This window comes from Pseudomonas sp. GW821-FHT09D08, from assembly GCF_059416305.1.
The window spans coordinates 147293-161028 of record NZ_JBWKOX010000008.1; the positions used below are offsets into that span (position 1 = coordinate 147293).

Genomic DNA, 13736 nt, shown 5'->3' on the forward strand with positions numbered 1-13736 from the left:
CACCTCAACTCAATTAACGAAGGGGCCCGTCCGTTGATCATTTGCGGCCGCCCCCGGCGAACAGGAGATACACCGTGAACAAAGCACTATGGCTGGGATTGGCATTGGCAGTGTGCACCTTGGGTGCCCAGGCGGCGGAAAAACCGCTGCGGATCGGCATCGAAGCGGCTTATCCGCCGTTTGCCTTCAAAACGCCTGACGGCGCTATCAGTGGCTTCGACTACGATATCGGCAATGCCATGTGCGCAAAAATGCAGGCCAGTGCGTGTGGGTCGAACAGGAGTTCGACGGCCTCATTCCCTCCTTGAAAGTGCACAAAATCGATGCGGCAATTTCCTCGATGCTGATCACCGAGGACCGCAAGCGTTCGGTGACGTTCACTGACAAGTACTACGCGACCCCGGCCCGTCTGGTGATGAAAGAAGGCGCGCAGGTCGATGACGGCTTCAGCTCGCTCAAGGGCAAGCGCATCGGTGTCCAGCGCGGCGCGACCCAGGATCGTTTCGCTACCGACAAGCTGCAACCTCTGGGCGTGGAAGTCGTTCGATATGGCTCGCAGTCGGAAATCTACCTGGACCTGATGTCTGACCGGCTCGAAGGCACCATCGCCAATGCCGCGCCGCTGGAAGAAGGTTTCTTGAAGACCCCGCGCGGCAAGGGTTTCGCCTTTGTCGGGCCAGAACTGCGCAGCAAGGAATACTTTGGTGAAGGCGCCGGCATTGCGGTGGCCAAGGGCAATACCGAATTGGCCGAGCGTTTCACAGTCAGGGGACAAGCACTGAGGCGCGCAGCGGGCAGTTTATTCGTCGTTGAGACCGAGGTAACACGGTGGTTAACGCTCCAAAGCCCCTTCAATCGCCACTCCTATATCGAAGCGCGTTCGGGCAGTTGATAAGTCAGGTGTCAGCAACACCTGACTTATCACTATTCATATCGGAAATAGCCACACGTATCAGGTTCTGCCTACCTAGAAGCGGAGCGCCGTAACTGCGCATTCAACTCAGTCTGCGAATCGACTATGTGCTCGACCAGATACTGCGCATCCCGCGCGACCCCGGAAAAACGCCCAGAGCCCCAGGTGTACAGCCACGGCAACCCGAGGAAGTACAAACCCGTCTGCGCTGTGACCCCACGCTGGTGGCCCGGATGACCACGACCGTTGAACACAGGGGCTTCTACCCAAGTGAAATCTGGAGTGAAGCCAATGCACCAGATGATGCTGGTGATGCCCTGCGCTTGCAGGTCCAGTTCACTGCGCTCCTGCTCGGGCGTCCAGACCGACTCATAACGCTCACCGGCAGGAGCGACAATCGAGTGTTGCTCGATGTATTTATCGATCGATGCGTTGATCCGGTTGTAGACCGCGTCAGCGCTGTCCAGGCTCACGCCCAGGTTGCAGGAAAACTGCAAGCGATTGCCTTCCAACTCCTCAAGACGACCAAATAATTCCATACCTTCGCGAGCAAAAGTGCGCAGGTCGATATCGCGCCCCCCATCTCGGCCGGTGACGTAGTGGTTGGTGTTGTCGCGCACGCCTTCACGCAGCGGATGGGTATCAACGTCGATATCGTAGTAGCCCATTTCCGCCAGCCAATCGACTACGTCCTTGCCACGGTAAAAGCGCGCGCAACGCGGCGCGTCGCCGACCGCCAGATAGACCTTGCGCCCGGCCAGGTGCAGGTCCTCGGCGATCTGCGCGCCTGATTGCCCTGAACCGACCACCAGTATATTGCCAGCGGATAAAGCCTGTGGGTTGCGGTATTGCTCGGAGTGAATCTGATGGATGCCCGCTGGCAGACGCTCGGCCAGGCGCGGGATGATCGGAGTGTGATAGCCGCCCGACGCGACAATCACCTGATCGGCAGTGAACTCGCCTTGCGAGGTGTGTATCTCAAAACCACCAACGGCTCGGGGGACCACGCGCTGCACCGCGACACCTTCACGGACCGGGGCATTGACCGATTTGACGAAGCCGGCCAGGTACTCGTTGATCTGATCCTTCTTCATGAAACCGTGAGGATCGCTGCCGTTGAAGCCGTCGGTATAGGTATAACCCGGCAAAGCGCATTGCCAATTGGGCGTTACCAGACTGAAGGCATCCCAGCGCTGGTTGCGCCAGGTGTGGGTCAGGCTGTGCTTTTCCAGCACCAGATGATCGATGTCCTGTTGTTGCAGGTAGTAGCTGGCGGATAACCCGGCCTGACCGCCGCCGACGATGATCACACTGTGGTGTGGAGGTTTGACTGTAGTGAAGTGACTAGCCATGGGGTGCTCCGGAACATAATGAAAAAAAATAAGGGTTGAAGGGGAAAGACCGTTGAATCAGAACGAACTCCAGCCGGCGCTAATCAACTGGCCTACGCCTTCGGTACGCATGCTGAGAACGTCCACCTCACCAGTCTCGAACAGCTCACCTTCGAGATAACTGGCCTGCCCCTTGAGCGAGCTCAAGGTGTCCATTGCCGAGCTGCAATAGAAGCCCTTGACCTGCTTGACCCGTTCCGAGGCACTGTTCAAGGCGGCCTCCACGCGCAACAGAAACTCGGCGAGCGGGTAACTGACCCCCTCTTCCAAGTGTTGATAAATCACGGTCGACGGCGAATAGCCTGTCGCTTCCTTGCCATTGGGCCAGCGGATCTTGAAGTTGACGGCGGGCATGTCAGTGCTCCTGTTCGGTGAGTGTCAAAGGGCTGAGATCGAGATGGGGGTAGCTGAAGCCGGTAAATGCCTGCTCGCGCAGATTCCAGAACTCATCGTGCTGCTCACCGGCGCGGACCCGCAGTGAGCCACTGGCGTTGACCTGGCCGATGCGTTCGCAACGCACACCTTCGAAGGCGAAAGCGGCCTGGACCTCGCTCCAGTCCCCTCCCTCCAGGGTCATCACAAAGCCGTAGCTGGGGAACACTTGCAGCCAGCGCTCAAGATCGGCATCTGCTGGGCATGGCAGGGCCTGCAGATCAATGGTCGCGCCGCAGCCGGTGGTTTCCAGCAGCATCAGCAGGCTGCCTAGGACCCCGGCATTGCTGATGTCTTTGGCCGCCCGCAGCAAGCCGGCTTCGGCCAGTCGCGGCAGCACTTCGAGCTTGCTGCGCAGGCGCTCGGCCGGCACGCCTTCGAAGGCTTTCCAATAAGTGCTGTCGGCATGCCAACACCCCTCAAGGTCTACCGCCATGGCGATGACTTGACCGGGAGCCACGTGCAGCGTGGACAGCAGTTGGTGAGCGATGCCGGTGATCGCCACCGCCAGTGCGGTCGGGTTACCAGCGGCGAGGCTGGTATGCCCACCGGCCAGCAGCAAACCGTAGGCTTCGCAAGCCGCACGGATACCGGCCAGCACCTGCTGCGCCGCAGCGTTATCGTGATGCCAGTAAGCATTGACCACCGCTGTGGCGCGCCCGCCCATGGCCGCAATATCACTGACATTGGCCATGACCGCCGACCATCCGGCGAACCAGGGTGCGGTCTGAACGAAGGCCGGCAACATGCCTTCGATGGCCAGCAACTGGAAATGATCGCCACAGGCAATGGCCGCCGTGTCATCGCCTGGCATCGCGTAAAGTTGCTCGCGAGTCAGTGCCTGTTTTACCTGGCCGATGACGGCCGCAGGCTGCTGAATCGCCTGCTTGGCGCGAATCGCTGGAGTACAGCGCAACGTGTCGACCAGCGCCGACAGATCAGGAGCTTCAGTCATGACGGGCCACCTTCAGCGCACGCAGCGAGACCTGGCGCTGCATCAATGGGTAGCTCGACAACCGCGCCTGCATCAGGCAATGAGGCCGTCCAAGCAACTCCATATGTTCAAGGGTTTGCCAGCGCAGACCAAGGAAGTACCTTTCGTTCTGTGCCTGCACCGTGGCGCGAAATATCTCGCAGCCCAGCTCCTTGGCTCGCGACACCGCTTCGTTGACCAACGCCTTGCCGATCATGCTGTGGCGCCGATAGGCCTGGGCCACACACAAGCGCCCGCCAAACCACAACCCAGGCTCTGGTTGATAGATGCGCACGGCACCGACCACCTGATCCGCCATGCCGCAAATGCCGGCCAGGGCGACAATGGCGATGGCCTGGAAATCGTGGCTGTCCTTGTCCTGAGCCAGCAGTTGCTGTTCATCCGAAAACACCGAGCGACGCAGAGCAAAGTAGGCCTGCTTCTCCCAGTTTTCGCTGGCAGGCTTGACCACCAGCTCGCCGGCACGAAACGGCTCGAAGGTGCTATCGACCAAAGCAAACGCGAGGTTGGACATGGTGAATCCTCTCTAGGGCAAAGCCTGCTTATTCATAGCTTTTCAGCGCCGAGCAGGCGCCACATTTAGCGCAACCGGCGTTGATCTGATCGGAGTGCAAACCGTGACGGCGCAAACTTGCGCCGATCTGCGGATACAGCCTGGCCATCATCGCGCTGTCGGGTTTGGGGTGGTGGGCCAACGGCGTGCCGTCGATGGGCACGAACGGCACCACGAACGGATACACACCCAGTGCGCACAACCGCTCACTCATTTCACTGATCGCCGCCTCGCTGTCGCCCAGGCCGGCGAGGATGTAGGTACTGACCTGCCCCCGACCGAAGACTTCGACCGCCGCGCTGAATGCCTCGAAATAACGGCTCAGAGGAACCTCGGCCTTACCCGGCATAATCCGTTGGCGCACGTCATCGGTGACCGCTTCCAGGTGCATGCCCAACGACACCACACCACTGTCGGCCAAACGCTGAAACCAGCGGTCGTCGTCCGGCGGCTCGCACTGGGCCTGAATCGGTAAATCGACCGCGGCCGTCACCGCGGCGGCGGATTCACACAGAATCGCCGCACCACGATCCGGGGTTTGCGGCGTGCCGGTGGTCATCACCATGTGCTTGACGCCATCCAGTTCCACCGCGGCTTTCGCCACTTCAGCCAATTGTTGCGGACGTTTTCGGGCGATGGTTTTACCGGCCGCCAGTGACTGGCCGATAGCACAGAACTGGCAGGAGGTGCCGCGATCATTGAAGCGTATGCAGTGTTGCAACACCGTTGTGGCGAGAACATCGCGGCTGTGTAGGGTGGCGATTTTCCAGTAGGGAATGCCGTCAGCGGTGCTCAAGCCATAGAACTTCGGCACACCGGGCATCTGCACCTGACCGACCTGCAGACCTTCGCGAAAGATCAGCGCCTGGCTGCCATCAGTGCTGGGTTGCGCCTGATAGGGCGAGTCCTGCGAGGCCTGATTGAGGATCGGCACCATCATGGTCCGGCTACCGGAACTCAGCGCCTTGTGGTCTGACGGTCCCGCTCCGCCTTGGCGGGACAATCCGTTTTGCGCAGCAGGCCAGCGCACGCCGAGGCATTGCAGTTCGGCGAGCAGCTCATTGGTTTGCATGATCGAACTCCTCGGTAGCGACAGCCACCAGGTGCGTGCTGCGTTCATGCACATGTGCAGTGGGCGTGCGGTCGATCAATAGACTGAGCAGTTCCGGGCGGCTGTAATGCCCGACCGAATCCATCATCCGTTTACGCTTATCGATCAGTGCCAGATCGAGATCGGCGATCACCACCCCCTCGCCGGAATGCAATGGCTCACCGAGCAATTTGCCTTCAGGGGAAACGATGGCGGTGAAGCAGCCACCCGAGATCGGGCCGAGGCTGCAACCGGTGTCTTGCATGATTTGGCCCTGCTGATCGGCGTCCAGCCAGGCGGTGGCGTTAACCACGAAGCAACCGGATTCTAGGGCGTGATGGCGAATAGTGACTTCAATCTGCTCGGCGAAAATGTCGCCTACCAGGGATCCCGGAAACATCGCGGCATGGATCTGTTCGCCATCGGCCATCAAGGCATAACGAGCCAGCGGGTTGTAATGCTCCCAACAGGCCAGAGAGCCAATGCGCCCCACTGCGCTGTCGATGGCGCGTAGGCCGGAACCATCGCCCTGCCCCCAGACCATGCGTTCGTGATAGGTCGGAGTGATTTTGCGTCGATGCTGAATCAGGCTGCCATCGGCATTGAAGAGTAATTGCGCGTTGTAGATCGTACCGCCATCGCGTTCGTTGACGCCGATGGACACCACTATCCCTGCTTGCTTGCAGGCTTCACCGATGGCCAAGGTGGCGGCCGACGGCACTGTCACCGATTGATCCAGCAACTTTAGGTGCTGTGCGCCCATGGCAAAGGCCGGCTGCACAAACGAAAAGTACGGGTAGTAAGGCACCACCGTTTCTGGAAAGACGGCGAACTGCACGCCTTGCCGACCGAGGTCGATGATCTGCTGGCAGACCTTGTCCACAGTGCCTTCGCGGCTGTAAAGCACCGGGCTGATTTGCACGGCAGCGGCTTTGATAATCGGCATACCTGACTCCTGAAAAATTGAGGGCGACCGGAGCAAGTGGGTGCTTGCTCCGGCAGACGCTTAGGCCGTCCAGGTATCGATGATCATTGCGCCTTCACGGCGCATCAGCAGGCGCAGGTCCATCACGTCCAGCGGATTGATTGGACGGATGCCTTCGATCAAGGCCTTTTCGGTCTGGCCATAAAGGGCTTGCAGGGCAAAGCGACAGGCGTAAACCTCACCGCCCTCCTCCATGAACTGAATGATCTGCTTGTTCACCGCTAGGTGGCCGGGGAAGGCTTCGGCGCCCAGGGTCGGGAAACCTCGCTGCACACCCAGTTGCACGCCAGGTCCGTACAGCAGAATCTTGGTTTCGAAGCCCTTGCGCAGCAGTCGCTTGGCCTGAAGCATATTGACCAGGCCGATGGAGCCCTCGAAGGCGATGGTGTGGAAGGTGATCAGGACTTTCTCGCCGGGTTCGGCTTTGACGTCCTCGAAGACTTTCTCTTCGTAATTGACCAGGAAGTCGCCGTCTTTGTAATGGGGAATATCCACGGTTGGCATAGTGTCGCTCTCCAGTTTCTTCGTGCTTTAACGGCGGCCTGAGTTGGCTGCCGGGTTGCAGGAGATAGAGCGAACGCCGTGCCAGGAAATAAATTTATTTCTCGCACACAGCTAAGTGATTGATTAGGTTAAATATGCTTATCTGATCCGGTTTTTTATGACGCATCTGATGCTATCGGTAAATCACGCATTCCCGTAGAAATACGAATATTCGTAGCGGATAATCACGAGATTTCGTACCCATGAACGAGACAGACTCCCTCAGCGGCTGGGCCGATCTGGCTTATTCGTCACGGCACATGGTGTTCGAGCATTGCGCCGAAGCCATCGCGCTGCTCAATCCGTTTTCCGATCGACTGGGCGACCTGAACATCGCCGCCTGCAAGTTACTCGGCTACCCGCGCCAGGAGTTGCTGGAGTTGCCGGTGAGCAAACTGTTCGGCCATCAACTGGCGGACCTGATCGTGTTCACCCAGGCGGTGATGGACAAAGGTCGCGGCTGGACCGAAGAGCTGAGCTGCAACTGCAAGACCGGCGAACGCATCGAGCTGGAGATCTCCGCCACCACCTTGCAGATCAAGGGCGAGCAGCATCTTATTCTGGTGATGCGCGAGCTGAGCCATGAGAAATACCAGCGCGACCAGGCCCATACCGAGCGCACCATGCGCGGCGGACTGATCGAATGGCGCAACATTCTCAACCTGTTCCAGGAAACTGAACGCGACAACCAACGGCTGCTCAGCTCGGTGGGCGACGGCATCTACAGCATCAACAGCGACGGTCTGGCCACCTTCGTCAACCCCGCCGGGGCCCGAATGCTCGGCTGGGAACCGCAAGACATGATCGGCAAGAACATCCACCGCATTCACCACCACACCCACGCCGATGGAAGTCACTACCCGGTGGAAGATTGCCCGATCTACAAAGCCGTGCATGACGGGGTAGTCCATGAAGGGCGTCAGGAGGTGTTCTGGCGCCGAGACGGCAGCTCGTTTCCTGTAGAGTTCACGAGCACGCCGGTGATTTCCGACGGCCGCATCGCAGGTGCAGTAGTGGTATTTCGGGATATCACCGAACGGCGCAACACAGAGAACCAACTGCAAAACGCTTTGGAAGAGTTGAAAGTCCTCAAGCAACGCCTGGAGGAGCAAAACGCCTACTTGCAGGAAGAGATTCACATTGAACACAACTTCCGCGAGATCGTCGGTCAGAGCGAGCCGATCCTGAAGATCATCAAGCAGATCGACGTGGTCGCCCCCACCGACGCCAGCGTGCTGATCAACGGCGAGTCTGGCACCGGCAAGGAGCTGATCGCCCGTGCGATCCATCAGGCCAGCCGCCGCAACGCCAGCCCGCTGATCCGGGTCAACTGCGCGGCGATTCCCACAGAACTGTTCGAAAGCGAGTTCTTCGGGCATATCCGCGGCGCCTTTACCGGCGCCGTCCGCGATCGTGTCGGGCGCTTCGAGCTGGCCGATGGCGGCACGCTGTTTCTCGACGAAATCGGCGAAATCCCGCTGGAACTGCAAAGCAAACTGCTGCGGGTTTTGCAAGAGGGCCAGTTCGAGCGGGTCGGTGAAGAACGTACCCGCAAGGTCGATGTGCGGATCATTGCTGCGACCAACCGCGACCTGCGCCAGGAAGTCGCAGCCAGGCATTTTCGCGAAGATCTGTATTTCCGGCTCAACGTTTTCCCTATCCAGTCTCCCGCGCTACGTGATCGCCCCATGGACATCGCGCCCCTCGCTGCGCATTTCCTCAAGCAGACCGGCAAGCGCCTGAACATGCCCGGGCGTCGTCTGCGAAACACTGATATCGAACGACTGCAGAACTACTCTTGGCCGGGAAATATCCGCGAGCTGCAAAACGTCATCGAGCGTGCCTTGATCACCTCGAACGGTGCCGACCTGAACCTCGATCTGCCTGAGGAACCGAAAACCAGCCTCCACGTCACTCAGGTTCCCGTCCCCTCATCCGTAATCATGACTGACGCCCAGCTTCGCGAGCTGGAGCGCAGCAATATGCAGGCCGCGCTCAAGGCCGCCGACGGCAAACTGTTTGGCAAAGGCGGCGCAGCCGAACTGCTGGGCCTCAAACCCACGACACTGGCTTCGAGGTTCAAGCGACTGGAGATCAAGCTGGAGGAATGATTCGATCGGGACCCTGGCTATGCCACATAGCTGGCCACGCAATCTCGTGAAACCCTCTACGAATATTCGTATTTCTACGCAATTACGTAGTTCTGCCACGGCGCCAGTGCCGCCTCGCAGTGCCAGACCTGACAAATTAGTTATTGTTTATCAACTAGTTAGCTCACGCATAAAAAACCGAAAAGAGCTGGCACGACCTTCGCTCCTGTGTACTGCAACCGATACGCCCAGCGGGCCATCGATAACAGCAGATCACGGATGCCTACCATGCCGACAGCCTCCGCTTTCACCGTCACACGTCAAGAAACCTACCTGGCTTCAATGCCCAATCTGGCCTTCACCGGCCTTTCGGAAAACTGGTTGTTGAAAGAGTGTGGTCATCAACATTGGCTCGCGTTGGCCCAACTGCATAATCGGCCTCTGCCTGATTTCGTAGATGAGCAGGGGCGCATCGCCTATGCCGCGTTCACCGCCGTAAAAATGTGGGACTTGAAGCTGGAAGCCATCGTCGAGAACCGCACGTTCCAGATCCATACCCGGATCGGACGTGGTGGGCAGGCCCGGCATTACAGCGAGCATGAGGTCAGACTTGGCGACCGCCTGGTGGGACAACTGGCATTGCTGTCAACCTTCGTCAGCCGGCATGTGCCGGGCGACAATCGCAGTGTCAACAAAGCGTGTCTCAGGGGCTCTCAGGCACCCGTGACGCAGCCACCTGACGTGTTGCATGAACTGCATGCCGACAGCCGGCGAATACGCACCGGCGACTGGCACTGTCATTACGGCATTGATCGTCAATCAGGTGAAGCGGCGCGCCTGTTCGATTTTACGCCCTGCCCCGATGTCGACTTCAACGGTGCCAACCTGCTGTACTTCGCCAACTTCCAGGCCATGGTCGAGCGTGCGGAATGGGCCCTATTGGGATTGCGCCACCCCGGTCACATTCGTTGGCGCGAGCTGCATTTCTACGGCAATCTCAATATCAACGACAGCTTGCAGCTCAGACTGCACCCTGGTCAGCCAGCCAATCGCGAATTGCACTGGTGTGAAGTTTATCGGCGCAGCGATCTCTTCAAACTGGCTGACGTTTTCACCCGGAAAATCCATCTCTCGGACTGCAGCCGACCATGAGCCATCCTCCTCTCTGGCGGCCCGAAGGCCTGCGACTCAAGTCGGTGTATCACAGCAGTGACCTGGACTGTCTTGAACACCTGCACAGCCTGCCAGGCAAAGCGCCCTTTGTGCGCGGGCCCTACTCGAGCATGTACCCGGAAAAACCCTGGACCGTGCGTCAGTACACTGGGTTCGCGGGAGCGGACGCCAGCAACCAGCGCCTGCGGCAACGTTTAACCGAGGGCGCAACGGGCTTATCACTGGCCTTCGACTTGCCGACGCATCGCGGCTACGACTCCAGTGATCCTCAATGGCAGGCCGATGTCGGCAAGGCAGGCGTCGCCATTGATAGCGTAGAGGACATGGCTGAACTGCTGGACGGCATTTCCTTGGATGAGGTGTCGGTGTCACTCACCATGAACGGCGCAGTGCTGCCCGTGCTGGCGGCCTTTATCGTCGCCGCCGAAGAATCCGGCGTTGCTTCAGAGCAACTCAGTGGCACTATCCAGAACGATATTCTCAAAGAGTTCACGGTGCGCAACACCTACATTTTTGCGCCGCAACCCTCTATGCGTATAACCACGGATGTTATTGGCTACTTAGGTGAACACCTGCCGCGATTCAACCCGATTTCGGTGTCCGGGTATCACTTCCAGGAAGCTGGTGCAGATGCTGTACTGGAGCTGGCACTGACACTGGTCAACGCCAGAACCTATGCCGAGCACGTGCAAAGAGGCGGCCTGAATCTGCAAAGATTCTGTGAACGAATCAGTTTTTTCTTCGGCATAGGCAGCGACTTTTTCACCGAAGTCGCCAAGTGTCGTGCGGCCCGTCTGCTCTGGTCCGAGATCACCCGAAACCTGGGCGTTCAGAGTGAAAAAGGCCAGGCGCTGCGCATGCACTGCCAGACATCAGGCTGGTCACTCTGCGCTCAGGATCCGCTCAACAATGTCACGCGTACGACAGTCCAGGCCATGGCCGCGGTATTCGGCGGCACCCAGTCTCTGCATACCAATGCCTGGGACGAGGCGTTGACGCTACCCAGTGAGGAGTCGGCAAGGCTGGCCAGCAATACCCAACATATCCTTCAGCAGGAAACCGGGCTCTGTGATGTGGTCGATCCCTGGGCCGGGTCCTACATGATGGAATCCCTGACGGCACAAATGGCTCAGCAGGTTCGCCAACGGATGACTGAGATTGATGCCCAGGGCGGGGTGCTCCAGTCAATAGAGACCGGCTGGATCAGCCAGGCCATCCATCTTCAGGCCATGGCGACCGAGGCCCGACTTGATGGCGGTATTCAGCGGCGTGTTGCTTCAAGTGCACAGGCGCAAGCTGTGGAGGAAGCAGCGTTGGCAATGGACAGTCAGGCACTGCGCGCCCGACAGTGTCGACGTCTCAGCCGCTTGCGTCTGACACGCGACGCCCCACGGGTTGAAACCCTGTTGCAAGCGATAACCGAGTGCGCACGCTCGGGTCAGGGCAACCTGCTGGCGGCAACCGTGGCTGCGATCCGGGCGCGGGCGACACTGGGTGAATGCACCCAGGCACTGGAAAAGGTATGGCCACGCTTCAGGCAGGACCTGGATTTTCGCGCAGGTCACTATGGACCGGCTGTGAGTGAGCGCCCGGGCTGGACGCAGGTATGTGCGCGCATCTCGACCTTTATTGCTCACCATAATCGTCCGCCCAGAGTTCTGCTGACCAAGCTGGGCCAGGATGGGCATGATCGCGGAATTCGGCTGATCGCCGCGGCGCTGGCCGATGCCGGTTTCGAGGTGCGGCTTCTCCCCATGTTCCAGACGCCGACTCGGTTACTGGAATCACTGAATGAGGAAAACCAGGTGGACCTGGTCGGGATTTCGAGTCTGGTTGGGGCCCACAACGAGTTACTCGCTGAGCTGATGAACCAGTTGGACGAACGCAAGCTCGACATACCGGTGGTTGTGGGGGGAATCATTCCAGATGCTGACGCTCGTCGGTTGCTGGACTTGGGGGTCAAAGGGTGTTTCGGCCCCGGCCTGGACGTGATCGAAATCATAGAACACCTGATCGATCTGCTAAAGCCCAGTCATGCGCAGCTTGTCGCAACAACTTGATCCCGTCATCGGGGCCGCTTAGCTGCCACAGATGGTCGTCCCTATAGCGTTTGCCTGCCCTGTGACATCGGCATGCCCAATGACGTCTACTTCAAGGTCGGCCTGATCACCATCATCGGCCTGGCGGCAAAAAACGCGCCGGCGGACGTAACCAGGCCGGCCTGGGCCTGGCCGAGGTGCGCAAGGATGCGACAGTGGCCAACTACGAAGGCACTATCCAGAACGCTTTCCGCGAGGTCGCCGACCACTGACACCCTGCACCGTGAGGAGGTAGCCCACCGTGCCTTGGCCGACTCCAGCCAGGAAGCGCTGAAACTGGCCAGGGCCCGCTACGAAGTCGGCCTGGCCCCCCATCTGCGCTACCTGGATGCCCAGCGCAGCGCCTTCAGCGATCAATCCACACTGATTCTGGTCAGTACCGAAAGACAGATCGCACTGACCCAACTGTTCAAAAGCCTGGGCGGTGGATGGCGCGCCATGGACAACGCTAGTTATTAGTGAGCGCTTGAAACTCCGCAACATTCTTGGGTGTGATCAGTCGATAGGGAATAAACACACTTCGTTCAACTGTTTTTTTGTTGATCATTTTTATGGCAGCCTCCAGAGCACCTTCTGATTGGCCTCTGGCATCCTGGAAGACGGATGCCGTCATAAGGCCGCGTTGAATCGCGGCCAACCCGTCAGCAGTACCGTCAACCCCTCCGACAAGGACGTCCTTTACACCTGATTGACGCAGTGCCATAGCAGCGCCAATCGCCATTTCATCGTTATCGGATAAAATCGCGTCGATCTTCTTACCGGCCACCAACCAGTTATTGGTAATGTCCATACCTTTCTCACGGAGCCAGGAACCACTCTGTTCCTCGACGATATTGATATTCGGATACTTGGCCAGGACCTCCTTGAAACCCGTCGTGCGACTGTGCGTCGCATTGTTGGCCAAGTCCCCCAACAAAATGGCCACTCGACCTTTGCCCTCCAGCTTCTCAGCCAAGAATTGCGCTTGCATTCTCCCGGACTCCTTATCATCAGAAGTCACGGCTACTACGCCGTCAGGCAGCTGACGCTTATCGGGTCTGCGGTTAAGGTAAACCAGCGGGATTCCTGCTTTGACGGCCGACTCAGCAATGGCGTCCGCGGCACCGGTATCCACCGGATTGACGATGATCGCATCGACTTTTCTGGCTAATGAAGCTCTGAACCTGGTTTAACTGTTTGACCACATCATTGCGAGCATCTTCAAACTGAAGGTCAACGCCTTCTTTTTTCGCCCGATGGCTTAAATAGTTTCGCAAGGCGGTAAGATAAGTATCATCAAATGTCGGCATACTGACACCGATCCTAAGTTCAGCCAACACAGTGGAACTCACCAACAACAACATCGTAAAAGCCAACACACGAGACTTGATATGCATGTTTAAAACTCCTTTTTATTGTAGGTATGGGTGCATCATCAAAAAATCAGAGCTCATAAAAAATTCTGGTTTGAAGCAACGTGACAAATGTTGGCCC

General features: G+C 58.4%; 10 protein-coding genes and 4 pseudogenes. 6 read left to right on the forward strand and 8 right to left on the reverse strand.

Annotated features, from left to right (window positions below; translation table 11 throughout):
* Window positions 1–74 precede the first annotated feature (74 nt).
* Window positions 75–892: pseudogene (locus tag AC07OP_RS16400) on the forward strand (transporter substrate-binding domain-containing protein).
* A 71-nt stretch (window positions 893–963) separates the two neighbouring features.
* On the opposite strand, the gene AC07OP_RS16405 reads toward AC07OP_RS16400, so the two are convergent.
* Genes AC07OP_RS16405 through AC07OP_RS16435 form a run of 7 tightly spaced genes read right to left on the reverse strand, consistent with a single transcriptional unit; the run spans window position 964 to window position 6862 of the window.
* A complete protein-coding gene (locus AC07OP_RS16405) occupies window positions 964–2265 on the reverse strand; it encodes an MSMEG_0569 family flavin-dependent oxidoreductase (protein ID WP_495109913.1) in 1302 nt (433 codons plus the stop codon).
* A gap of 57 nt (window positions 2266–2322) precedes the next feature.
* Entirely contained in the window at window positions 2323–2658 is a 336-nt protein-coding gene (locus tag AC07OP_RS16410; protein ID WP_495101883.1) for an MSMEG_0570 family nitrogen starvation response protein, read from the reverse strand.
* Window position 2659: 1 nt separating this feature from the next.
* Window positions 2660–3691, reverse strand: coding sequence for a sll0787 family AIR synthase-like protein (locus AC07OP_RS16415; RefSeq protein ID WP_495101882.1), 1032 nt, complete (start codon window positions 3689–3691; stop codon window positions 2660–2662).
* A complete protein-coding gene (locus AC07OP_RS16420; RefSeq protein WP_495101881.1) occupies window positions 3684–4244 on the reverse strand; it encodes an MSMEG_0567/Sll0786 family nitrogen starvation N-acetyltransferase in 561 nt (186 codons plus the stop codon). Before AC07OP_RS16420 ends, AC07OP_RS16415 begins: the two co-directional genes overlap by 8 nt.
* A gap of 28 nt (window positions 4245–4272) precedes the next feature.
* Window positions 4273–5355 carry an MSMEG_0568 family radical SAM protein gene (locus tag AC07OP_RS16425; protein WP_495101880.1) on the reverse strand — a complete coding sequence of 361 codons (1083 nt, stop codon included), beginning with the start codon at window positions 5353–5355 and terminating at the stop codon, window positions 4273–4275.
* A complete protein-coding gene (locus AC07OP_RS16430; RefSeq protein WP_495101879.1) occupies window positions 5342–6319 on the reverse strand; it encodes a Nit6803 family nitrilase in 978 nt (325 codons plus the stop codon). Before AC07OP_RS16430 ends, AC07OP_RS16425 begins: the two co-directional genes overlap by 14 nt.
* Before the next feature lie 60 nt (window positions 6320–6379).
* On the reverse strand, window positions 6380–6862 hold the full coding sequence (locus AC07OP_RS16435; protein ID WP_397452632.1) for an MSMEG_0572/Sll0783 family nitrogen starvation response protein: 483 nt from the start codon (window positions 6860–6862) through the stop codon (window positions 6380–6382).
* 242 nt (window positions 6863–7104) lie between these two features.
* Here AC07OP_RS16435 and AC07OP_RS16440 point away from each other — a divergent pair, with 242 nt between their 5' ends.
* The 5 genes and pseudogenes from AC07OP_RS16440 to AC07OP_RS16460 all read left to right on the forward strand — a co-directional run.
* The gene (locus AC07OP_RS16440; protein ID WP_495101878.1) at window positions 7105–9012 is read left to right on the forward strand and encodes a sigma 54-interacting transcriptional regulator; all 1908 of its coding nucleotides are present in this window, start codon (window positions 7105–7107) and stop codon (window positions 9010–9012) included.
* 267 nt (window positions 9013–9279) lie between these two features.
* Entirely contained in the window at window positions 9280–10143 is an 864-nt protein-coding gene (locus tag AC07OP_RS16445) for a Pnap_2097 family protein (protein WP_495101877.1), read from the forward strand.
* A complete protein-coding gene (gene scpA, locus AC07OP_RS16450; RefSeq protein WP_495101876.1) occupies window positions 10140–12224 on the forward strand; it encodes a methylmalonyl-CoA mutase in 2085 nt (694 codons plus the stop codon). Before AC07OP_RS16445 ends, scpA begins: the two co-directional genes overlap by 4 nt.
* Before the next feature lie 69 nt (window positions 12225–12293).
* Window positions 12294–12362, forward strand: a pseudogene (locus tag AC07OP_RS16455) (efflux RND transporter permease subunit); the annotation flags it as partial.
* Between the two features lie 2 nt (window positions 12363–12364).
* Window positions 12365–12722, forward strand: a pseudogene (locus tag AC07OP_RS16460) (TolC family protein); the annotation flags it as partial.
* Here AC07OP_RS16460 and AC07OP_RS16465 read toward each other — a convergent pair.
* Window positions 12712–13639 (reverse strand): annotated as a pseudogene (locus AC07OP_RS16465) (sugar ABC transporter substrate-binding protein). The pseudogenes AC07OP_RS16460 and AC07OP_RS16465 overlap by 11 nt on opposite strands.
* Between the last annotated feature and the right edge of the window lie 97 nt (window positions 13640–13736).

Coding starts and splice junctions, on each gene's coding strand:
- AC07OP_RS16405 (WP_495109913.1), bottom strand. CDS start 2,265: ATGGCTAGTCACTTCACTACAGTCAAACCTCCACACCACAGTGTGATC.
- AC07OP_RS16410 (WP_495101883.1), bottom strand. CDS start 2,658: ATGCCCGCCGTCAACTTCAAGATCCGCTGGCCCAATGGCAAGGAAGCG.
- AC07OP_RS16415 (WP_495101882.1), bottom strand. CDS start 3,691: ATGACTGAAGCTCCTGATCTGTCGGCGCTGGTCGACACGTTGCGCTGT.
- AC07OP_RS16420 (WP_495101881.1), bottom strand. CDS start 4,244: ATGTCCAACCTCGCGTTTGCTTTGGTCGATAGCACCTTCGAGCCGTTT.
- AC07OP_RS16425 (WP_495101880.1), bottom strand. CDS start 5,355: ATGCAAACCAATGAGCTGCTCGCCGAACTGCAATGCCTCGGCGTGCGC.
- AC07OP_RS16430 (WP_495101879.1), bottom strand. CDS start 6,319: ATGCCGATTATCAAAGCCGCTGCCGTGCAAATCAGCCCGGTGCTTTAC.
- AC07OP_RS16435 (WP_397452632.1), bottom strand. CDS start 6,862: ATGCCAACCGTGGATATTCCCCATTACAAAGACGGCGACTTCCTGGTC.
- AC07OP_RS16440 (WP_495101878.1), top strand. CDS start 7,105: ATGAACGAGACAGACTCCCTCAGCGGCTGGGCCGATCTGGCTTATTCG.
- AC07OP_RS16445 (WP_495101877.1), top strand. CDS start 9,280: ATGCCGACAGCCTCCGCTTTCACCGTCACACGTCAAGAAACCTACCTG.
- scpA (WP_495101876.1), top strand. CDS start 10,140: ATGAGCCATCCTCCTCTCTGGCGGCCCGAAGGCCTGCGACTCAAGTCG.